Source organism: Cupriavidus ulmosensis, from assembly GCF_977008105.1.
The window spans coordinates 2,917,974-2,938,774 of sequence record NZ_CDRMWP010000001.1 but is presented as its reverse complement, the minus strand read 5'-3'; the positions used below and the strand labels follow the sequence as shown (position 1 = coordinate 2,938,774).

The following is a 20,801-nucleotide window of genomic DNA, read 5'->3' as shown; positions in this document are numbered from 1 at the left end:
AGAAGCCGGTAGATGCCGTGTGAAGTGGTTGTTTTTTGAACTGAACGGGCGCGGTTCTTGCAATGGAAGGCGGGTGGGATTTTTATGGTCCAAACCTGCTAAAATGCGCCCACTTTTTGTCGAACTTCCCTGGAGGGTTACATGGACAATATCGAACAACGCGTCAAGAAAATCGTGGCAGAGCAACTCGGCGTGGCCGAGGCTGACATCAAGAACGAATCCTCGTTCGTGAACGATCTCGGTGCGGATTCGCTGGACACGGTTGAGCTCGTGATGGCGTTGGAAGATGAATTCGGCATGGAAATTCCCGATGAGGAAGCCGAAAAGATCACGACCGTGCAACAGGCCATCGATTACGCCACCGCACACGTCAAGGCCTGAGCCTGTCGTATCTGGATTCCGAGCCACAGAAAACAGGCGGACTGGCCGCAGGGTCGTCCGCGCTGTTTTCTGTGGCTTTCGTCTGTTCGAAGAAGCACAATCGGATATGCCGCGCCGTGACCGGCGTGGCCTGGCGCAAGGCTGTCATGGCCGGCGCCGGTCGTCGTTCCGGTTCTGCTTCACGTACCCGTAGGAAATCATAGTGAGCCGTCGTCGCGTCGTCGTCACTGGGCTTGGCCTTGTGTCTCCGGTCGGAAACACGGTTGCCGAGGGCTGGGCCAATCTGGTTGCCGGTCAGTCTGGCATCGCCACCATCACCAAATTCGATCATTCCGCGCTAGCCGTGCACTTCGCCGGCGAAGTGAAGGGTTTCAAGGCCGAGGACTACATCCCCGCCAAGGAAGCCCGCCATATGGATACGTTCATCCACTATGGCATCGCAGCGGGGACGCAGGCGCTGAAGGACAGCGGCTACGTGGTGTCCGAAGCCAATGCCGACCGCGTCGGCGTGCTGGTCGGCTCGGGCATCGGCGGCCTGCCGATGATCGAGGATACCCACGCCGAGCTGACCAACCGCGGTCCGCGCCGGATCTCGCCGTTCTTCGTGCCGGGTTCGATCATCAACATGATCTCGGGCCACCTGTCCATCTATCACGGACTCAAGGGCCCGAACCTGGCCGTGGTGACGGCCTGCACCACCGGCCTGCACAGCATCGGCCTGGCGGCCCGCCTGATCCAGGCCGGCGATGCCGATGCCATGCTCGCGGGCGGCGCCGAATCGACCGTGTCGCCGCTGGGCATCGGCGGTTTCGCCGCCGCGCGCGCGCTGTCGACCCGCAACGACGATCCCGCCGCCGCCTCCCGTCCGTGGGACAAGGACCGCGACGGTTTCGTGCTGGGCGAAGGCGCCGGCGTGATGATGATCGAGGAGTACGAGTCGGCCAAGGCGCGCGGCGCCAGGATCTACGCGGAACTGATCGGCTTCGGCATGAGCGGGGACGCCTACCACATGACCGCACCCAACATGGACGGCCCGCGCCGCTGCATGGTCAACGCGCTCAAGGACGCCCGCATCAACGCGGACGAGGTGGGCTACCTGAACGCGCACGGCACGTCGACCCCGCTGGGCGACAAGAACGAAAGCGAAGCCATCAAGCTGGCTTTCGGCGACCACGCCTACAAGATGGCCGTGAATTCGACCAAGTCGATGACCGGCCACCTGCTGGGCGGCGCCGGCGGCCTCGAATCCGTCTTCACCGTGCTGGCGCTGCACCACCAGGTCTCGCCGCCGACCATCAACATCTTCAGCCAGGATCCCGAATGCGACCTGGACTACGTGGCCAACACGGCACGCGACCTGAAGATCGACGTCGCGGTGAAGAACAACTTCGGTTTCGGCGGCACCAACGGCACGCTTGTCTTCCGCCGCGTCTGAACCCGGCAGCCGCCGGGTGACGCTCCTCCGGACTTCGTTCGGGACCCATCGCCTGCGGTGGGTCTTGGCGCTGTTCCTGGCCGGCGAACTGGCGGCGCTTGCGCTGCTCGCGCGCGAGGCCGCGTGGAGCCTGGCGCGTTCTCCCGAAGGCTGGGGCCTGGCGCAGTGGCTGCCGGCGCTGGCCGCGGCGGCAGCCGGCGGCTGGCTCCTGAGCCACTGGCCCGCGCTCTGGCGGGCCGCCGGCTGCACCTATGCCGGACTGGCGCCGGGGCACGGCGGTGCCGCGGGACGGCCCGCCATCCTGGTCCGCCTGCATACCGGCGCCGATGCGGTGGCGCGGGTCGCCGGCAGTTGGGACCTGGGCGGCCTGGCGCTCGTGCTGGCGCTGGAGCCGGTCAGCGGCACGCCGCCGCGGACATTGATCATCGGCCCGGGAGCCGCGGCTTCCGATTCCCTGCGGGCACTGAGGCGCGCACTCGGCGCGGCGCGGCGCGAACAGGCGCCGGCGCGCGAGGCAGCATGAGCGGCGCCGCGCTGCAACCATTCGTCACAAAATGCGTTGCAACGCACTGACCGTGCGCCGGCTACGTAGGTAAAATACAACGTTTGTCGTGAAGACGATACCAAGAGATACACTGCAGGTGAACCATTCGTGAGCGAACGCGAAGCCGATCAGCTCCTCGTTGAACGCGTCCAGAAGGGCGATAAGCGGGCCTTTGAACTGCTGGTGGCCAAATACCACCGCAAGATCATCAGGCTCATTTCGCGCTTGGTGCGGGATTCGGCGGAAGTGGAGGATGTGGCACAGGACGCCTTTATCAAGGCGTATCGTGCCTTGCCGCAATTCCGCGGCGAGTCGGCGTTCTACACCTGGTTGTACCGGATTGCGGTGAACACGGCAAAGAACTACCTGGCAACCCAGGGGCGCAGGCCGGAAGCCACCAGCGACATCGATGCCGAAGAGGCTGAAACTTTTGCGGATGGCGAGCAACTAAGAGATATCAATACGCCGGAGTCGATGCTCCATACCCGACAGGTGGCCGAAACGGTCAACCGGGCGATGGAAGCCCTGCCGGAAGAACTGCGCACGGCAATCACGCTTCGCGAAATCGAGGGCCTCAGCTATGAGGAGATTTCCGAGGCGATGGGGTGTCCGATCGGAACGGTCCGGTCACGCATCTTCCGGGCGCGCGAGGCGATCGCCGAGAAATTGCGTCCGCTGCTGGGAACGGCAGAGGGCAAGCGGTGGTAAGCGGTAAATCGGCGGTAAGTCAGTGGTAAACGGTAAGTAGCAAGACAGTGGTAAGTGGTAAGAAAATGTCGTGCGGCCAGCGTTGCAGCCTATTCCTGCATCGATAAACGACAAAAGCAGTCAGACGGGATTGTCGGTGTTCAATGGTTTTTCTAGGGGTGGGAAATGGGTCAGGCTCATAAGCAGTCGGTTCATGTAGTGGAAGCAGCGGAGCAGATCTCCGCGCTGATGGATGGCGAGCTGGCGCCGCACGAAGTCAACGCCGTACTGGATCTCGCCAAGGGCGAGGACGGCATGGCAAGCTGGACCACGTTCCAGCTGATCGGCGATGCCCTGCGTTCGGAAGAACTGACGCATGCCGGCTCGACCGACGATTTCCTCTCCCGTTTTTCCGCGCGTCTCGACAGCGAACCGCACGTGCTGGTGCCCGCCGTGGCCCAGCAGGCGGCGGCGCATCGCATGCTGTTCAAGCCTTCGTGGGTGCGCCGGGTGATGCCGGGCACGGCCATCGCCGCCGCCGTGGCGGCCGTGAGCTGGGTCGTGGTGCCGCAGATGCGCGGCACCGGCGACGTGGGCGCGCCCGATGCCGTGGTGGCGCGTGCCGAGCAGCCCGCCGTGCCCAAGGCCGGTGGCATCGTGACCGTTTCCGCCGACAGCGCGCAGATGATCCGCGATCCGCGCCTTGACGAATACCTGCGTGCCCACCGGGTGTCGGTGGCCACCGACGCGGTCGTCCCGACCATGCGCACCGTTGTCAACAGTGCAAACTTTTCTCAGGACAATTCGCAGGAATAATGCCGGACATGCATAAAGGATGGTCGCCCGCCAACGTAGCGGGCGCACGCAGAATAAGGGCCCTTCGCAGGTCCTTTTTTCTGGCCTTGTGTCTGACTGCGGCTGCGGCAGGCGCGCAGCCGGCGGACAATACCCTGGCCCGGCGGGATGCGACGGCCTGGCTCAACAAGATCCACCGCGCGGCCCAGCGCGAGAATTATGTCGGCACGCTGATCTATCAGCGCGGCAGCGTGATGCATGCCTCGCGCATCCAGCACTACAGCGACCTGGTCAACAACGAATACGAACGGCTGGAAACGCTGGACGGCAAGCCGCGCGAGGTGCTGCGCCAGAACGACGTCGTGCACAGCCTGATCCCCGAGGCCAAGCTGGTGGTGGTGGAAAAGCAGGAGGCGAAGGACCGCTTCCCGGCCCTGCTGGCGACCAACAAAAGCGATGTCCTCGACATCTACGAGATGCGCAAGCTGCCCGGCGAGCGCGTCGCCGGGGTCGAATGCGAAGTGTTCTCGCTCGATCCGCACGATGCCGCGCGTTATGCCGTGCGGCTGTGGGCCGAGAAGAACTCCGGGCTGCTGATGCGCGCCCAGACCGTGGGCGAGGGCGGCAAGGTGCTCGAGCAGGTCGCGTTCTCGCAGGTCGAGATCGGCGTGCCCTCGGAAAAGCAGCGCATTCTCACCGCCATCAAGAACGCCAGTTCCTGGAATCACTACGAAGTCACCAACCAGCCGGCCAACATCGCCGACGAGGGCTGGAGCATCGGGATTCCGGTCAAGGGCTTCATGAAGATCCGCGAGGTCCGTCGCCCGCTCGGCGAACTGCGCTCGCCGCAGGCCAACCCGCGCGGGCAGGTCTTCGAGGTGCTCCAGATTGTCTACAGCGACGGGCTGACCGGGCTGTCGGTGTTCATCGAGCCGGTTTCCGAGCAGCGCGTGCGCCGCGAAGGCGTCGCCTCGCTGGGCGCCACCCAGGTGGTGGTGCGGCGCGTCGCCGATTTCTGGATCACCGTGGTGGGCGAAGTGCCGCCCGCCACCGTCCGCCAGTTCGCCTCGGCGGTAGAATACAAGCCACCGCCGAAGGCGCACTGAGCCGGCCCGCGCTCCGGGCCGCCGGTGGCGCCGCGGCTCCCCGCCGCGGGCGCGCCGCGCCACGGCCCCTCCGAAGCCCTGTTTCCTTCCTTTTTGCCGATTTCCGGGAGTCGATGATGTCACCAAGATCTCCAGCCTTGGCTCGGACCGTGCTCATGGCTGCCATTCTCGCGTTTGCGCCGCTGGTCGCAGAAGTGAGCCATGCGCAGGCCGCCGCGCAGTCCTACGGGCTGCCCGATTTCACCGATCTGGTCGACAAGACCGGGCCGGCCGTCGTCAATATCCGCACCACCGAGCGGGTGCGCGCGCGCGGCAACGGCAGCCCCGACGACGATGAAATGGCCGAGTTCTTCCGCCGCTTCTTCGGCGTGCCGATGCCCGGCGCGCCGGGTACGCCCACGCCGCCGGGCGCGCCGCGCCGCGGCCAGCCGCCGCAGGGCGAGGAGCAGAGCCGCGGGGTCGGGTCCGGTTTCGTCATCAGCCAGGACGGCTATGTGATGACCAACGCGCACGTGGTGGCCGACGCGGACACCATCTACGTCACGCTGCCCGACAAGCGCGAATTCAAGGCCAGGCTGATCGGCTCGGACAAGCGCACCGACGTGGCGCTGCTCAAGGTCGACGCCACCGGCCTGCCCAAGCTCACGCTCGGCGACTCCGACAAGGTGCGCGCGGGCGAGTGGGTGCTGGCGATCGGCTCGCCGTTCGGCCTCGACAACAGCGTGACCGCCGGCATCGTCTCCGCCAAGGGACGCGACACCGGCGACTACCTGCCGTTCATCCAGACCGACGTGGCCGTCAACCCCGGCAACTCGGGCGGCCCGCTGATCAACCTGCGCGGCGAAGTGATCGGCATCAATTCGCAGATCTACAGCCGCAGCGGCGGCTACATGGGCATTTCCTTCGCGATTCCCATCGACGAGGCGATGCGCGTGACCGAGCAGCTCAAGGCGAACGGCAAGGTCACGCGCGGACGCATCGCCGTGGCCATCGGCGACGTGACCAAGGAAGTCGCCGACTCGCTCGGCCTGGGCCGCGCGCGCGGCGCGCTGGTGGGCAGCGTGGAGCCGGGCGGGCCCGCCGAGAAGGCCGGCATCGAGGCCGGCGACATCATCCTGAAGTTCAACGGCCGCGACATCGAGAAGGCTTCGGACCTGCCGCGCATGGTCGGCGACATCAAGCCGGGCACGCGCGTGCCGCTGCAGTTGTGGCGCAAGGGCGCGACGCGCGACGTCAACATCACCGTGGCCGAGCTGGACGCCGACACCAAGGTCAAGGCACGCAACGGCAATGCGCCGCGTGACGACGGCGCCGCGCAGGCGGCCAAGCCCAACGCGCTGGGGCTGATCGTCAACGAGATTCCGGACGCCAAGCTCAAGGAGCTGAAGATCAAGTCCGGGGTGGAAGTCGAGCAGGCCGACGGCCCGGCCCAGCGCGCCGGCATCCGCCCGGGCGACATCATCCTGCGCCTGGGCGACAGCGACGTGACCAGCCCGCGCCAGTTCAACGAACTGGTCAAGGGCCTGGACAAGGGCAAGATCGCCGCGGTGTTCGTCAGGCGCGGCGACGCCACCCAGGTGCTGACGCTGCGGCCGGGCACGGTTTCCTCACGCTAGCCCGTTCCCATGACCGCGCTCACGCTGTATGGCAGGACCTACTGCCATCTGTGCGAGGACATGAAGATCGCGCTGGAGCCGCTCCGGCGCGATTTTTCCTTTGTCCTGCACGAGGTGGACGTCGATGCCGACGCCGCCACCGAGGCCCGCTTCGGCGAGCTGGTGCCGGTGCTGATGACCGGCACGCCCGCGGGTGCCGGCGACGAGCTGTGCCACTATTTCCTCGACGTCCCGCGGGTGCGGGCGTGGCTGGCGGCGCAAGCCATCTCGCCATACGGAAGTCCTTGAAAGTACGGTAAAATCGCGCTTTGGCGCAAAATCCGCGCCACCAACCTTGCGGCCCGGAACGGCGCGTGCCCGGCAGGGTGCCGGTTCCAGGCCGTTCATAGCCGCTGCGCCGTCCGGCGTGCCCTGGCGGGCACCTCCAGGCGAGAAAAGGCGCACCCCTGAACATCCGATGGACCATATCCGCAACTTCTCGATCATCGCCCACATCGACCACGGCAAATCGACCCTGGCCGACCGCATCATCCAACTGTGCGGAGGCCTGTCCGATCGCGAGATGGAGGCGCAGGTGCTCGACTCGATGGACATCGAGAAGGAGCGCGGCATCACCATCAAGGCCCAGACCGCGGCGCTGAACTACAAGGCGCGCGACGGCCAGATCTACAACCTGAACCTGATCGACACCCCGGGGCACGTCGACTTCAGCTACGAAGTGAGCCGCTCGCTGTCCGCCTGCGAAGGCGCGCTGCTGGTGGTGGACGCCTCGCAGGGTGTGGAAGCGCAGACCGTCGCCAACTGCTACACCGCGATCGAGCTCGGCGTGGAAGTGGTGCCGGTGCTCAACAAGATCGACCTGCCGCAGGCCGACCCGGAAAACGCCATCCGCGAGATCGAGGAAGTGATCGGCATCGACGCGCAGGACGCCACGCCGTGCTCGGCCAAGACCGGCGTCGGCGTGCAGGACGTGATCGAGGCCATGATCGCGCGCGTGCCCGCGCCCAAGGGCGACGCGGCCGCGCCGCTGCAGGCGCTGATCATCGACTCGTGGTTCGACAACTACGTCGGCGTGGTGATGCTGGTGCGCGTGGTCAACGGCACGCTGCGCCCCAAGGACAAGGTGCTGCTGATGGCCACCGGCTCGCAGCACCTGGTCGAGCAGGTCGGCGTGTTCTCGCCCAAGTCGCTGCAGCGCGAGGCGCTGACGGCCGGGCAGGTGGGCTTCGTCATCGCCGGCATCAAGGAACTGAAGGCCGCCAAGGTGGGCGACACCATCACCAACATGGCGCGCAAGGCCGCCGCGCCGCTGCCGGGCTTCAAGGAAGTCAAGCCGCAGGTGTTCGCCGGCCTGTATCCGGTCGAGGCCAACCAGTACGAAGCGCTGCGCGAATCGCTCGAGAAGCTCAAGCTCAACGACGCCTCGCTGCAGTACGAGCCCGAAGTGTCGCAGGCGCTTGGCTTCGGCTTCCGCTGCGGCTTCCTCGGCCTGCTGCACATGGAGATCGTGCAGGAGCGCCTGGAGCGCGAATTCGACATGGACCTGATCACCACCGCGCCGACGGTGGTGTACCAGGTCAAGATGCGCGACGGCACCATGCTGACCGTGGAGAACCCGGCCAAGATGCCGGACCCGAGCCGCATCGAGGACATCCTCGAGCCGATCGTCACGGTCAACCTGTACATGCCGCAGGACTACGTCGGCTCGGTGATCACGCTGTGCACGCAGAAGCGCGGCACGCAGATCAACATGAGCTACCACGGCAAGCAGGTGCAGCTCACGTACGAGATCCCGATGGCGGAAATCGTCATGGACTTCTTCGACCGGCTCAAGTCGGTGTCGCGCGGCTACGCCTCGATGGACTACGAGTTCAAGGAGTACCGCGCCGCCGACGTGGTCAAGGTCGACATCCTGATCAACGGCGACAAGGTCGATGCGCTGTCGGTGATCGTGCACCGGAGCAACTCGCAGTACCGCGGCCGCGAGGTGGTGTCCAAGATGCGCGAGATCATCCCGCGCCAGATGTACGACGTGGCCATCCAGGCCACCATCGGCGCGAACATCATCGCGCGCGAGAACGTCAAGGCGCTGCGCAAGAACGTGCTGGCCAAGTGCTACGGCGGCGACATCTCGCGCAAGAAGAAGCTGCTCGAGAAGCAGAAGGCGGGCAAGAAGCGCATGAAGCAGGTGGGCACGGTGGAAATTCCGCAGGAAGCCTTCCTGGCGATCCTGCAGGTGAGCGACAAGTAAGGCGGGCAGGGTAGCAAGGCAACAAGGCAACCGGGCCGGGCTTGCGCCTGGCCGCGGGCGAAGCGGACTCTAACAAAACATCACCACGATCTAGCCGTCATGAATTTTGCACTGATCCTTTTTGTGCTGGTGGTCATTACGGGCATTGCCTGGGTGGCCGACAAGCTGGTGTTCGAAAAGCAGCGGCGCTTGTCCGCGCAGGCCGCACTCGCCGAGTTCGATGCGCGCAGGGCCGACCTCCAGGGCCGCTACGGCACCGGCGAGATCGACACCTCGCGCAGCCGCCTGGCCGAGGAAAAGCTGCGCCAGCCCTGGTGGCTGGAATACTCGGCGAGCTTCTTCCCGGTGATCCTGGCGGTGTTCGTGCTGCGCTCGTTCGTGGTCGAGCCGTTCAAGATCCCGTCCGGCTCGATGATCCCGACGCTGCTGATCGGCGATTTCATCCTGGTCAACAAGTTCGACTACGGCATCCGCCTGCCGGTGGTGAACCAGAAGATCATCCCGGTGGGCGAGCCGCAGCGCGGCGACGTGATGGTGTTCCGCTACCCGAAGGACCAGTCGCTCGACTACATCAAGCGCGTGATCGGCGTGCCGGGCGACGTGGTGAGCTACCAGGACAAGCGCCTGACCATCAACGGCAAGCCGGCGCAATACGCGCCGCTGCCCGACTACCTCGACGAGGAGCGCCTGTCGTACTCCAAGCATTTCGACGAGACGCTGCCGGCCGGCCCGGTCCACGGCATCCTCAACGACGCCGACCGGCCGGCCTTCATCGCCGGCGCCGACCCGGATTTTCCGTTCCACGAGAACTGCACTTACAATCAGCAAGGGCTGATCTGCAAGGTGCCGCCAGGTCACTATTTCGTGATGGGCGACAACCGCGACAACAGCCTGGATTCACGTTACTGGGGTTTCGTCCCCGATCAGAACATCGTCGGCAAGGCGTTCCTGATCTGGATGAACCTCGGCAATATCGGACGCGTGGGATCGTTCAAGTAGCATCCCCGCGGCGCGAATAACCACTCCGGTCAAGCGAGGGAAAGCGCATTATGGGTCAATCGGAACGAATTGGCGGTGCCGTCGGGGGACGGCGGCAGCGCCTGGCGAGGCACAGCGGGCAGCGCGGATTTTCGCTGGGCAGCCTGCTGGTGGTCATCCTGGTGGTGGTGGGCGTGGTCATTCCCGCGATCCGGGCGATACCGAGCCTGCTGGAATATTTTTCGGTCAAGCGCGCGGTCAGCTACGCCAAGCAGCAGGCGAGCAACCGGCGCGAAGTGGCCGACTATTTCAACAAGCAGGCGCAGATCGACCGCATCACGGCCGTGCGCAGCGACGATCTGGATATCCACGAGGATGACAACGGCACCATCCGCTCGGTGGGATTCTCCTACCGCAACGAGGTGCCGCTATACGGCCCGCTGAGCCTTTTGATTACCTACTCGGGAACGCAGTACTGACATGAACCTCGACGCCTTGCAGCAACGCCTCGGCTACCGCTTCAGCAAGCCAGAACTGCTGCAGCAGGCGCTGACGCACCGCAGCCACAGTGCCTTGCATAACGAACGCCTGGAATTCCTCGGCGATTCGGTGCTCAACTGCGCCGTGGCCGACATGCTGTACGGCATGTTCAGCAAGCTCGACGAAGGCGACCTGTCCCGCGTGCGCGCCAACCTCGTCAAGCAGCAGGCGCTGTACGAGATCGCGCAGATGCTGCAGTTGTCCGAGGCCCTGCGACTGGGCGAGGGCGAGCTCAAGAGCGGCGGCTTTCGCCGCCCCTCGATCCTGGCCGACGCGCTCGAGGCCATCGTCGGCGCGGTGTTCCTCGACGCCGGCTTCGAGGGCGCGCGCACCCTGATCCGCAAGCTGTACATCCCCATCCTCGAGCAGGTCGATCCGCGCACGCTGGGCAAGGATGCCAAGACGCTGCTGCAGGAGTACCTGCAAGGCCACAAGATAGCGCTGCCGCAATACAACGTGATCGCCACCCACGGCGCGGCGCACAACCAGCAGTTTGAAGTCGAGTGCACCGTGCCTAAACTGGAAGTGCGGGTGTTCGGCACCGGCGCGTCGCGCCGCGCCGCCGAGCAGGCCGCCGCCAAGCTGGCTCTCGACGAGGTGCAGAAGCTCGTGCCCCAGTTGCTCAAGCGCAGCCGGGCCGAGCGTACCGGCAAGACCCGCAAGCAGCCGGTGCCGCCCGATCCCCAGTTGTCTCTCAGGTTGAAGGAATGACCGAATCACTCGATCCGCGGCAAGATGCCGCGGGTACCCCTTTCGCGGCGTTCCGCTGCGGCACCGTGGCCATCGTCGGGCGTCCCAACGTCGGCAAGTCCACGCTGATGAATGCGCTGGTCGGCCAGAAGATCAGCATCACCTCGCGCAAGGCGCAGACCACGCGCCACCGCATCGTCGGCATCCAGACCACCGACGACGCGCAGTACGTGTTCGTCGACACCCCGGGCTTCCAGACGCGCCACGCCAGCGCGCTGAACCGTTCGCTCAACCGCGCCGTCACGTCCACGCTGTCGAGCGTGGACCTGGTGCTGTTCGTGGTCGAGGCCGGCCAGTACGGCCCCGACGACGAGAAGGTGCTGGCGCTGCTGCCGAAGAAGGTGCCGGTGCTGCTGGTCACCAACAAGCTCGACCGCCTCGGCGCGGACCGCGCCGAGGTGATGATGCCGTTCCTGGAAAAGATGGGCCACCAGTTCCAGTTCGCGGAAGTGGTGCCGATGTCGGCCAAGACCCATGACCACATCGCGCGCCTGCTCGGCATCATCCGGCCTTACCTGCCGGAAGGCGAGCCGATGTACGACGCCGATTCCATGACCGACCGCAGCGAGCGCTTCCTCGCCTCGGAGATCATCCGCGAGAAGGTGTTCCGCTGGACCGGCGACGAGCTGCCCTACACCAGCACGGTCATCATCGAGAAGTTCGAGACCGAAGGCCGGCTGCGGCGCATCTTCGCCACCATCCTGGTCGAGCGCGAAGGCCACAAGGCCATGATCATCGGCAACAAGGGCGCCAAGCTCAAGACCATCTCCACCGAAGCCCGCATCGACATGGAAAAGCTGTTCGACGGCAAGGTCTACCTGGAGATGTTCATCAAGGTCAAGAGCGGCTGGGCCGACAACGAAGCAGGACTGCGCGCCTACGGCTATGAATGACAGAGCGGGCGGGCCGGCACTGAAGGCCCGCCGCATCGACCCGGTGGCGGAAGAAGCCGCCGAACTGCTGGACAGCCACGCCGTGCCCGGCATGGAGGTGGCCGAGCAGCGCGCCATGATGGACCGCGCGCTGCGCATCGCGCCGGCGCGCACCGAGCTGCGCGTGGCCAACCAGCCCGGCTTCGTGCTGCATGCCTGGCCCTACCGCGAGACCAGCCTGATCCTCGACGTGTTCACGCGCGACCACGGCCGCGTGGCGATGGTCGCCAAGGGCGCCAAGCGGCCGCATTCCGCGCTGCGTCCGGTGCTGCAGCATTTCCAGCCGGTCTCGCTGTCGTGGAGCGGGCGCGGCGAGGTCAAGACGCTCACGCGCGCGGAGTGGGTCGGCGGCCTGCTGCCGCTGGCCAGCGACGCGCTGCTGTCGGGTTTCTACCTCAACGAGCTGCTGCTGCGCTTCTGCCCGCGCGAGGACGCCCACGTGGCGCTGTTCCGCCAGTACATGGAAACGCTGGCGCGGCTCGCGCACGGCGAGCAGGCCGGCCTGGTGCTGCGCAGCTTCGAGCGCGTGCTGCTGCAGGAAACCGGCTTCGCCGTGGCCTTCGACGAATGCGCGAACTCGGGCGAGGCGGTGGAGCCGGAGCACGACTACGTGTACCAGCCGGAGCGCGGCGTGCGCCGCGCGCAGCCGAGCGATCCGTCCTCGTGGCCGGTGGTGTCCGGGCAGACCCTGCTCGACATGTCGCAGGACGACTACCGCCGGCCCCAGACCGTGACGCAAAGCCGTGCGCTGATGCGCTTCCTGCTGCATTATTATCTGCAAGGCGCGCCGCTGAAGACGCGCCAGATCCTGATCGACCTGCACTATCTCTGAGCCTGCCCGCATGATTTTCCACGCGCATCCCGGCGTCATCGACCTTGGCGTCAACATCGACCACGTGGCCACGCTGCGCAACGCGCGCGGCACGGTCTACCCCGATCCCATCCAGGCCGCGCTGCAGGCCGAGCAGGCCGGCGCCGACCTGATCACGCTGCACCTGCGCGAAGACCGCCGCCACATCCGCGACGCCGACGTGCACGCGCTGCGCCCGCTGCTGGCCACGCGCATGAACCTGGAATGCGCGCTCACCCAGGAGATGCTCGACATCGCCTGCGCGATCCGCCCGCAGGACGTCTGCCTGGTGCCCGAGCGCCGCGAGGAAGTCACCACCGAAGGCGGGCTGGACGTGGCCGGGCGCTTCGAGCAGGTCAAGGCCGCCTGCCGCCAACTGGCCGATGCCGGCATCCGCGTGTCGCTGTTCATCGATGCGCAGGCCGAGCAGATCGAGGCCGCCGCCGCCTGCGGCGCGCCCGTGGTCGAGCTGCACACGGGCCGCTATGCCGACGCGCACACGCCGGCCGAGCAGGCCACGGAATTCCGGCGCGTCGCCGACGGCGTCGACGCCGGCGTGCGGCTCGGGCTGGTGGTCAACGCCGGGCACGGCCTGCACTACACCAACGTGCAGCCCATCGCCGCGCTGCCCGGCATCAAGGAACTCAACATCGGCCACGCCATCGTCGCGCACGCGGTCTTCGCCGGCTGGCAGAACGCGGTGCGCGAGATGAAGGCCATCATGGTGGCCGCGCGTCTGGGCACCACCTATCCGCGCCCGGACGCCGCAGCGTGATCTACGGCATCGGCACCGACATCATCCAGATCGAGCGCGTGCAGGGCGTGATGGAGCGCACGCGCGGGCGCTTCGCCGAGAAGGTGCTCGGGCCGCAGGAACTGCTGAAGTACCACGCGCGCCGCGCGCGCTCCGAGAAACGCGGGCTGGCCTTCCTGTCCACGCGCTTCGCCGCCAAGGAAGCCTTCTCCAAGGCGATCGGGCTGGGCATGCGCTGGCCGATGACGTGGCGCGCGATGGAACTGCTGAACCTGCCTTCGGGCGAGCCCTATGCGCTCTGCCACGGCGAGCTCGATGCGTGGCTGCGCCAGCGCGGCGTCACGGTGCGGGTCACGGTCAGCGACGAACACGATTACGCGGTCGCCTTCGCGATCGCCGAGCTTGGCGGCGCCGCTCCCCGCGGCGGCGGCGCGCCGCTCGCTTCCCAGCCTAGTGAAGAACCCAAATGATCAACAAGATTTCCGGCAAGCGCCCGGGTCCCGTGGTGCTCGACGTCAAAGGCAAGCAGCTCGACGCGGAGGACGTCCGGCGCATTTCCCATCCGCTGACCGGCGGCGTGATCCTGTTCGCGCGCAACTTCGAGTCGCGCGTGCAGCTGCAGACGCTCACGCAGGACATCCGCGCGGTGCGCGAGGACGTGCTGATCTGCATCGACCATGAAGGCGGCCGCGTGCAGCGCGCCAGGACCGACGGCTTCACCCACCTGCCGGCGATGGCGCGCCTGGGCGAGCTGTGGGACCGCGACGTGCTGGCCGCGACCAAGGCGGCCATGCAGTGCGGCTACGTGCTCGCGGCCGAGCTGCGCGCCTGCGACATCGACCTGAGCTTCACGCCGGTGCTGGACCTCGACTACGGCCGCAGCGCGGTGATCGGCGACCGCGCCTTCCATGCCGACTCGCGCGTCGTGACCATGCTGGCCAACCACCTGACCCACGGCCTGCTGCTGGCCGGCATGGCGAACTGCGGCAAGCATTTTCCTGGCCACGGCTTCGTCGCCGCCGACTCGCACGTGGCGGTGCCGGTGGACGAGCGCGGCCTCGACGAGATCCTGGCACAGGACGCGCGGCCCTACGAATGGATGGGCATGGCGCTGTCGTCGGTGATGCCGGCGCACGTGATCTACCCGAAGGTGGACCCGAGCCCGGCCGGCTTCTCGCGCTTCTGGCTGCAGGACATCCTGCGCACCCAGCTCGGCTTCGAGGGCGTGATCTTCAGCGACGACCTGAGCATGGAAGGCGCCAGCGTGGCCGGCACCGTCACCGAGGCCGCGCGCGCGGCGCTCGGCGCGGGCTGCGACATGGTGCTGATCTGCAACAGCCCGGAGCGCGCCGACCAGTTGCTCAGCGAGCTCGATGCCGGCGTCGCCGAAAAGGCCTCGCAGCGCCGCATCCGCAAGCTGTTCGGCCGCCGCAAGCCGCTGCCCTGGAACAAGCTGATGCAGGACCCCGACTACGCCGGCGCGCTGCGCGAGCTGAAAGGGCACGGCCTGATCGCGTGACGATGCGCCCGCCGGGCGGCAGGCAAAGGAAAAGGGCAGCCGAGGCTGCCCTTTTTTCCGTCGCGCCACCCGTGGCGGGCGGCAGCGGCCAACTGCGCTCAGTTCGCGCGGCTGCGGTATTCGCCGGTACGGGTGTCGATTTCGATCTTGTCGCCGATATTGCAGAACAGCGGCACTTGCAGCTCGAAGCCGGTGTTGATCTTGGCGCCCTTGAGCACCTTGCCCGACGAGGTGTCGCCCTTGACGGCCGGTTCGGTGTAGATGATCTCGCGCACCAGCGTGGTGGGCATTTCCACCGAGATGGCCTTGTCGTTGTAGAACACCACTTCGACGTTCATGCCGTCTTCGAGGTAGTTCAGCGAGTCGCCCATGCTGTCCTGCTCGACTTCGTACTGGTTGTAGTCGGCGTCCATGAACACGTACATCGGGTCGGCGAAGTACGAGTAGGTGCACTCCTTGCGATCCAGCATCACGACTTCGAACTTGTCGTCGGCCTTGAAGACCGATTCGCCCGGGGCTTCGGTCAGCAGGTTCTTGTACTTCATCTTGACCACGGCGGAGTTGCGGCCCGACTTGTTGTACTCGGCCTTCTGCACGACCATCGGGTCGGTGCCGATCATGAACACGTTGCCGACGCGGAGTTCTTGTGCGGTTTTCATCTGAACTGTTTTCCTGAAAAAGAATGTCTCGGAATTCGGTGTGGCGAAGTATGGCGAAGGCGCGTTGCCGGCGCATGGCACCGGCCATCCATACGCGGTCCATCCAGTTACGCCCGGGTACCGCAGGATGCCGTGGCGCGCATGCCTTGGGGCATGCCGCGCGGGATCCTGTCGCGGTACCGCCGTTTTCCGGCCCGGTCGCCATCAAATCAACCGACTATTTTACCTGATTTTCGCAGAAGGCCACGAGATTTGCCGCCAGATCGCCGAGGTGCTGCAGGCTGCGCTGCCACCGCTCGGTGGCGTCGCGCAGCGCCGGCAGATGTGCCCGCAGGGCCGCCCAGTCGAGCGGCTTGCCGGGCTCGTTCCACGCATGCCAGAACGCGACCAGCGCGGCGGCCGCCGGCGCCTGGCCGGTGTGCTCCAGCCGCTTCACGAAGAGGTCGAGAAAGGCGTCGAGCTTGACCAGGTGCGCGGCCTCTTCCTGCGGATAGATGTGCCAGACCAGCGGGCGCCCGGCCCACTGCGCGCGCACGAACGAGTCCTCGCCGCGCACGAAGTTGATGTCGCACAGCCACAGGAGTTCGTCGTAGTGCTCCTGGCGCACGAACGGCACCACGTGCATGGTCAGGCTGCCGGCTGCCATGACCCGGCCCGGCGCGGCATCCGGCGCGCCGAACCACGCACTTGCCTGCTGCGCGGCGAGGCCGGCCGGGACCAGGCACTGCACCGGCTCCGCGCCGTCGCGCCACTGCGCCAGCAGCGCGGGCAGGGCGGGGTTGGGGTAGGCGAACAGGCTGGCCTTCAGCGCGCCCTCGCTGGGCCGCACGCCCAGCCGGTGCCACAGCGCGGCCTGCGCCGCGGGGCTTTCGCGCAGGTGCTCGCGCTGCAGACCCAGCATGGACTCGCGCAGCAGCCCGCCCGTGCCGGACTCGAAGCCCGGGAAGAAGAAGTACTTCACCAGCGGCAGGCGCGGATGGGGCGAGCTCATGCGGTGGTGCTCCCGCACCCACGGCTCGGCGCTCAGGTATTCGAGGTTGATCCAGACCGGCCGCGGCGCGCGCGCCGCCATCGCGGCGAGGAAGGGCGCCGGCAGCTCGCAGGCGAACGACTCGATCACCACGTCGTGCGGCACCACGCCGGCGAAGCGCGCGGCGCCGTCCTGTTCGCTGTCTTGTCCGCTCTCGTGGCCGCTTCTTTGATCGCCTTCCTGGCCGGGGCGCCGCCAGGTGCGCACCTCCACGCCCGCCAGCACCTGCCGCGCGGCGTCGACGTCGAGCCCCGGCGCCAGCCGCGCGAAGCTGTGCAGGTCGTCCACCCACAGCCGCACGGCGTGGCCGTGCTCCTGCGCGAGCTGCCGCGCCAGCCGCCAGCAGACGCCGATGTCGCCGAAATTGTCGATGACGGTGCAGAAGATGTCCCACGAGCGGACGGTGCGGCCGGCCTGGCTGGCTTGGCCGGTGGGATCGGGACGGACGGGCATGGTGGCGGGAGTCGGCAACGATTTGCTCTAAACTTGCGATTTTAGAGCCTGTCGCGCCGCCGCCGTCCGCCGGCCGGGCGCGGACTGGCCGCGCCCACACGGTCGATGCCCTCCCGCGATTCCTCCCCGATGTCCCAGCCGGAACCCGAAATCCACAACCCAGGCACGCCCGCCGAGCCCGGCCCCGAGGCCGCGCCGCCGTTCGACCCCAAGGCGGTGATCGCCCAGTTGCCCGGCCTGCCGGGGGTCTACCGCTACTTCGACGCGCAGGGCAACGTGCTCTACGTGGGCAAGGCGCGCGACCTGAAGAAGCGCGTCTCGAGCTACTTCAACAAGAACCTGCCGTCGCCGCGCATCGCCATGATGGTGGCCAAGATCGTGCGCATCGAGACCACCGTGGTGCGCACCGAGGCCGAGGCGCTGCTGCTGGAAAACAACCTGATCAAGGCCCTGGCGCCGCGCTACAACATCCTGTTCCGCGACGACAAGTCCTATCCGTTCCTCAAGCTGACCAGCCACCGCTTCCCGCGCATGGCTTACTACCGCGGCTCGACCGACCGCAAGCACCAGTACTTCGGGCCGTTCCCGAGCGCGCACGCGGTGCGCGAGAGCATGCAGATTCTGCAGCGCGTGTTCCAGCTGCGCACCTGCGAGGACACCGTTTTCGCCAACCGCACGCGGCCGTGCCTGCTGCACCAGATCCACCGCTGCACCGCGCCGTGCGTCAAGGCCATCAGCGAGGAGGACTACGCGCGCGACGTGGGCAATGCCGCGCGCTTCCTGCAAGGCCGCCAGAGCGAAGTGCTCGACGGCCTGCAGGCCAAGATGGAGGAGCATGCCGGGCGGCTGGAGTTCGAGCAGGCCGCGGCGGTGCGCGACCAGATCGGCGCGCTGTCCACCGTGCTCAGCCGGCAGGCCGTGGAGGAAGTCGGCGGACAGGCCAGCGACATCGACGTGCTGGCGGTGGCGGTGGAAGGCGGCCGCGCCTGCGTCAACCTGGCGATGGTGCGCGGCGGCCGGCATCTCGGCGACAAGGCTTATTTTCCCGCCCACGTGGAAGAGGGCGCGATGATCGTCGGCGAGGAGGATGCGGGCGCCGACGCCGGCGGCGAGTCCAGCGCCGGCATCGCGGCCGAGCGCATCGCCACCGAGGTGCTGGCCGCCTTCATGGCGCAGCACTACCTCGACCAGGCGGTGCCACCGGTGCTGGTGGTGAGCCACCTGCCCACGGACAAGACGCTGCTGCAGGCGCTGTCGATGCAGGCCGGGCGCAAGGTCACGCTGGTGCGCCAGCCGCAGGGGCAGCGCCGCGCCTGGCTCGAGATGGCGCAGCAGGGCGCCGCGCTCGCGCTGTCGCGCCGGCTCGCCGAGCAGGGCAGCCAGCAGGCCCGCACGCGCGCGCTGGCCGAGACCATCGGGCTCGACCTGGAAGACCTCGCGCTGCTGCGCGTGGAGTGCTTCGACATCAGCCACACCGCCGGCGAGGCGACGCAGGCGTCGTGCGTGGTGTTCCATCGCCACGAGATGCAGAACGCCGAATACCGGCGCTACAACATCCAGGACATCACGCCCGGCGACGATTACGCCGCCATGCGCCAGGTGCTGACGCGGCGCTACCAGAAGCTGGTGGAGATGCTGGAGCAGGCGCAGGAGGCCGGCGGCGGCGAGGCCGGGGCGGGGGGCGGCCAGAGCGAGGCCTCCGCCGCGCTGGCGCTGGTGCCCAACATCGTGCTGATCGACGGCGGCAAGGGCCAGGTCGAGGTCGCGCGCCAGGTCTTCGAGGAGCTTGGCCTCGACATCGGCCTGCTGGTCGGCGTGGCCAAGGGCGAAGGCCGCAAGGTCGGGCTGGAGACGCTGGTGTTCGCCGACGGGCGTCCTTCGCTGGAGCTGGGGCAGGGCAGCGCGGCCCTGATGCTGGTCGCGCAGATCCGCGACGAGGCGCACCGCTTCGCCATCACCGGCATGCGCGCGCGCCGCGCCAAGGTGCGCACCACCTCGCGGCTCGAAGAGATCGAGGGCGTCGGCGCGCGCCGGCGCCAGAAGCTGCTGACCCGCTTCGGCGGGCTGCGCGGCGTGATGGCGGCCAGCATCGACGAACTCGCCAGCGTGGACGGCATCTCGCATGCGCTGGCCGAGGAAATCTACCGCCAGTTGCATTGATTCTGGCGCGCGCGGCGCGAAATGCTCGGACGGCGTTGAAATAAGCGACAATCGCGGAATTGCTTACCGCCATTGTCTCGTCCCGGGCCCCCCAATGCCGCTGAATATACCGATCCTGCTGACCTGGCTCCGCGTTGCCATGATTCCTCTCGTGGTGGGGGTGTACTACCTGCCCGAGGCATGGCTGCCGATGCACGCCAAGAACATGACGGCCGCCGGTTTCTTTATCGTGGCGGCGGTCACCGACTGGCTGGACGGCTTCCTGGCCAGGCGCTGGAACCAGACTTCGTCCTTCGGCGCCTTCCTCGACCCCGTGGCCGACAAGCTGATGGTGGCGGCGGCGCTGCTTTCGCTGCTGGCGCTGGGCCGGGTCGCCGACCTGATCGCGCTGGTCATCATCGGCCGCGAGATCACCATCTCGGCGCTGCGCGAGTGGATGGCGCAGATCGGCGCGTCCAAGAGCGTGGCCGTCAATTTCCTCGGCAAGCTCAAGACCACTTTCCAGATGATCGCCATCCCGCTGCTGCTATTCAACGACAGCCTGCTCGGCATCGTCGACGCTTCCGTGCTCGGTACGTGGATGATCTACGTGGCGGCGTTCATGACGCTGTGGTCGATGTTCTATTACATGAAGCTCGCGTGGCCGCAGATCCGCGAGCGCAGCGGCATGGGTGGACAGGCCACCGTACAAAAATGATGTTTCGGTGAAAATATGCTTGACGAGGATGTTCCGGTTTGCAATAATCCTGTTCTCGCTTCTGACGAAACAAACCGAACGAAGCGAAATACGGCAAGAACGCATCGAGATGGCAGCAGTATCGGCACAGAAGTTGCGTTTTAGCCAAGAAGTCGGCAGGAACATGCGGGAGTAGCTCAGTTGGTAGAGCGCAACCTTGCCAAGGTTGAGGTCGCGAGTTCGAGACTCGTCTCCCGCTCCAGTTTTTGCAATGTTCGCCAGCGTGGGTGTATGCCGCGCGATGGTCGGCAGGCTTCGGCAGTACGGCAGTAATCAGCAGTATCCAATGCGGGAGTAGCTCAGTTGGTAGAGCGCAACCTTGCCAAGGTTGAGGTCGCGAGTTCGAGACTCGTCTCCCGCTCCAGGTCCCAAAGGGAAGCGCCGCTTCCCTTTTTGTTTGTGATGGTGGCGCGTGGCGCGGCCCCGGCAGGGTCGGTCGATAGCGGCTACAATCCAGCAGCAAAGTCACCCGGCGGGGTGGCAGAGTGGTCATGCAGCGGCCTGCAAAGCCGTGTACGCCGGTTCGATTCCGACCCCCGCCTCCAATCTAAAGCCCTGATTTATCAGGGCTTTTTCTTTTTTGGCGTTCCGATGAATTCGCCGAAAACACCCTCAAAAACGTCAG

At 66.6% G+C, this 20,801-nt stretch carries 22 protein-coding genes and 3 tRNA genes; 22 read left to right on the top strand and 3 right to left on the bottom strand.

What is annotated here, in order from left to right:
* Positions 1–141: 141 nt before the first annotated feature.
* Positions 142–381 (top strand): acyl carrier protein, encoded by a 240-nt coding sequence (acpP, locus tag ACWTPI_RS13525; protein ID WP_008644813.1) that lies wholly within the window; start codon positions 142–144, stop codon positions 379–381.
* On the opposite strand, the gene ACWTPI_RS13520 is transcribed toward acpP, so the two are convergent.
* On the bottom strand, positions 371–712 hold the full coding sequence (locus ACWTPI_RS13520) for a hypothetical protein (protein WP_231586647.1): 342 nt from the start codon (positions 710–712) through the stop codon (positions 371–373). The two genes, acpP and ACWTPI_RS13520, sit on opposite strands and share 11 nt — an antisense overlap.
* Between ACWTPI_RS13520 and fabF the strand changes: the two genes are divergently transcribed.
* From fabF to nagZ, 16 genes are all read left to right on the top strand, one after another.
* Positions 623–1,816 (top strand): beta-ketoacyl-ACP synthase II, encoded by a 1,194-nt coding sequence (fabF, locus tag ACWTPI_RS13515; protein WP_231401673.1) that lies wholly within the window; start codon positions 623–625, stop codon positions 1,814–1,816. The genes ACWTPI_RS13520 and fabF overlap by 90 nt on opposite strands.
* A gap of 64 nt (positions 1,817–1,880) precedes the next feature.
* Positions 1,881–2,339 (top strand): hypothetical protein, encoded by a 459-nt coding sequence (locus tag ACWTPI_RS13510; RefSeq protein WP_454731884.1) that lies wholly within the window; start codon positions 1,881–1,883, stop codon positions 2,337–2,339.
* A 129-nt stretch (positions 2,340–2,468) separates the two neighbouring features.
* Positions 2,469–3,068: an RNA polymerase sigma factor RpoE gene (gene rpoE, locus ACWTPI_RS13505; RefSeq protein ID WP_020205109.1), complete on the top strand. Its 600-nt coding sequence runs from the start codon at positions 2,469–2,471 to the stop codon at positions 3,066–3,068.
* 165 nt (positions 3,069–3,233) lie between these two features.
* Complete coding sequence (locus ACWTPI_RS13500) at positions 3,234–3,863, top strand: sigma-E factor negative regulatory protein (RefSeq protein WP_043367076.1); 630 nt, start codon at positions 3,234–3,236, stop codon at positions 3,861–3,863.
* A gap of 8 nt (positions 3,864–3,871) precedes the next feature.
* On the top strand, positions 3,872–4,948 hold the full coding sequence (locus ACWTPI_RS13495; RefSeq protein ID WP_029044052.1) for a MucB/RseB C-terminal domain-containing protein: 1,077 nt from the start codon (positions 3,872–3,874) through the stop codon (positions 4,946–4,948).
* A gap of 155 nt (positions 4,949–5,103) precedes the next feature.
* A complete protein-coding gene (locus ACWTPI_RS13490) occupies positions 5,104–6,564 on the top strand; it encodes a DegQ family serine endoprotease (protein WP_370552885.1) in 1,461 nt (486 codons plus the stop codon).
* Between the two features lie 9 nt (positions 6,565–6,573).
* On the top strand, positions 6,574–6,852 hold the full coding sequence (locus tag ACWTPI_RS13485) for a glutaredoxin family protein (RefSeq protein WP_020205113.1): 279 nt from the start codon (positions 6,574–6,576) through the stop codon (positions 6,850–6,852).
* Positions 6,853–7,021: 169 nt separating this feature from the next.
* A complete protein-coding gene (gene lepA / locus ACWTPI_RS13480; protein WP_020205114.1) occupies positions 7,022–8,815 on the top strand; it encodes a translation elongation factor 4 in 1,794 nt (597 codons plus the stop codon).
* Between the two features lie 99 nt (positions 8,816–8,914).
* Positions 8,915–9,814, top strand: coding sequence for a signal peptidase I (lepB, locus tag ACWTPI_RS13475; RefSeq protein ID WP_059415482.1), 900 nt, complete (start codon positions 8,915–8,917; stop codon positions 9,812–9,814).
* A gap of 50 nt (positions 9,815–9,864) precedes the next feature.
* A complete protein-coding gene (locus tag ACWTPI_RS13470; protein ID WP_029044054.1) occupies positions 9,865–10,272 on the top strand; it encodes a DUF4845 domain-containing protein in 408 nt (135 codons plus the stop codon).
* A gap of 1 nt (position 10,273) precedes the next feature.
* Positions 10,274–11,044, top strand: a complete 771-nt coding sequence (rnc, locus tag ACWTPI_RS13465; protein ID WP_020205117.1) for a ribonuclease III — start codon at positions 10,274–10,276, stop codon at positions 11,042–11,044.
* Positions 11,041–11,976 (top strand): GTPase Era, encoded by a 936-nt coding sequence (gene era / locus ACWTPI_RS13460; protein WP_020205118.1) that lies wholly within the window; start codon positions 11,041–11,043, stop codon positions 11,974–11,976. The genes rnc and era overlap by 4 nt, the downstream gene beginning before the upstream one ends.
* Positions 11,969–12,847 carry a DNA repair protein RecO gene (recO, locus tag ACWTPI_RS13455; protein ID WP_454731883.1) on the top strand — a complete coding sequence of 293 codons (879 nt, stop codon included), beginning with the start codon at positions 11,969–11,971 and terminating at the stop codon, positions 12,845–12,847. The genes era and recO overlap by 8 nt, the downstream gene beginning before the upstream one ends.
* A gap of 10 nt (positions 12,848–12,857) precedes the next feature.
* Positions 12,858–13,640, top strand: coding sequence for a pyridoxine 5'-phosphate synthase (gene pdxJ / locus ACWTPI_RS13450; RefSeq protein WP_454731882.1), 783 nt, complete (start codon positions 12,858–12,860; stop codon positions 13,638–13,640).
* Complete coding sequence (acpS, locus tag ACWTPI_RS13445; RefSeq protein ID WP_020205121.1) at positions 13,637–14,089, top strand: holo-ACP synthase; 453 nt, start codon at positions 13,637–13,639, stop codon at positions 14,087–14,089. Before pdxJ ends, acpS begins: the two co-directional genes overlap by 4 nt.
* On the top strand, positions 14,086–15,138 hold the full coding sequence (gene nagZ / locus ACWTPI_RS13440) for a beta-N-acetylhexosaminidase (protein ID WP_454731881.1): 1,053 nt from the start codon (positions 14,086–14,088) through the stop codon (positions 15,136–15,138). Before acpS ends, nagZ begins: the two co-directional genes overlap by 4 nt.
* Positions 15,139–15,236: 98 nt before the next feature.
* Here the strand turns inward: nagZ and efp are convergent, their stop codons facing one another.
* Complete coding sequence (efp, locus tag ACWTPI_RS13435; RefSeq protein WP_020205123.1) at positions 15,237–15,797, bottom strand: elongation factor P; 561 nt, start codon at positions 15,795–15,797, stop codon at positions 15,237–15,239.
* 217 nt (positions 15,798–16,014) lie between these two features.
* Positions 16,015–17,280: an elongation factor P maturation arginine rhamnosyltransferase EarP gene (gene earP / locus ACWTPI_RS13430; RefSeq protein ID WP_454731880.1), complete on the bottom strand. Its 1,266-nt coding sequence runs from the start codon at positions 17,278–17,280 to the stop codon at positions 16,015–16,017.
* A 129-nt stretch (positions 17,281–17,409) separates the two neighbouring features.
* On the opposite strand from earP, the gene uvrC reads away from it, so the two are divergent.
* The 5 genes from uvrC (at position 17,410) to ACWTPI_RS13405 (ending at position 20,721) form a co-directional block, all read left to right on the top strand.
* Entirely contained in the window at positions 17,410–19,440 is a 2,031-nt protein-coding gene (gene uvrC, locus ACWTPI_RS13425) for an excinuclease ABC subunit UvrC (RefSeq protein ID WP_454731879.1), read from the top strand.
* 94 nt (positions 19,441–19,534) lie between these two features.
* A complete protein-coding gene (pgsA, locus tag ACWTPI_RS13420; protein ID WP_020205126.1) occupies positions 19,535–20,137 on the top strand; it encodes a CDP-diacylglycerol--glycerol-3-phosphate 3-phosphatidyltransferase in 603 nt (200 codons plus the stop codon).
* Positions 20,138–20,302: 165 nt separating this feature from the next.
* A tRNA-Gly gene (locus ACWTPI_RS13415) sits at positions 20,303–20,378 on the top strand.
* Positions 20,379–20,464: 86 nt separating this feature from the next.
* Positions 20,465–20,540: transfer RNA gene (locus tag ACWTPI_RS13410), tRNA-Gly, on the top strand.
* A 107-nt stretch (positions 20,541–20,647) separates the two neighbouring features.
* A tRNA-Cys gene (locus tag ACWTPI_RS13405) sits at positions 20,648–20,721 on the top strand.
* The last annotated feature ends 80 nt before the right edge of the window (positions 20,722–20,801 follow it).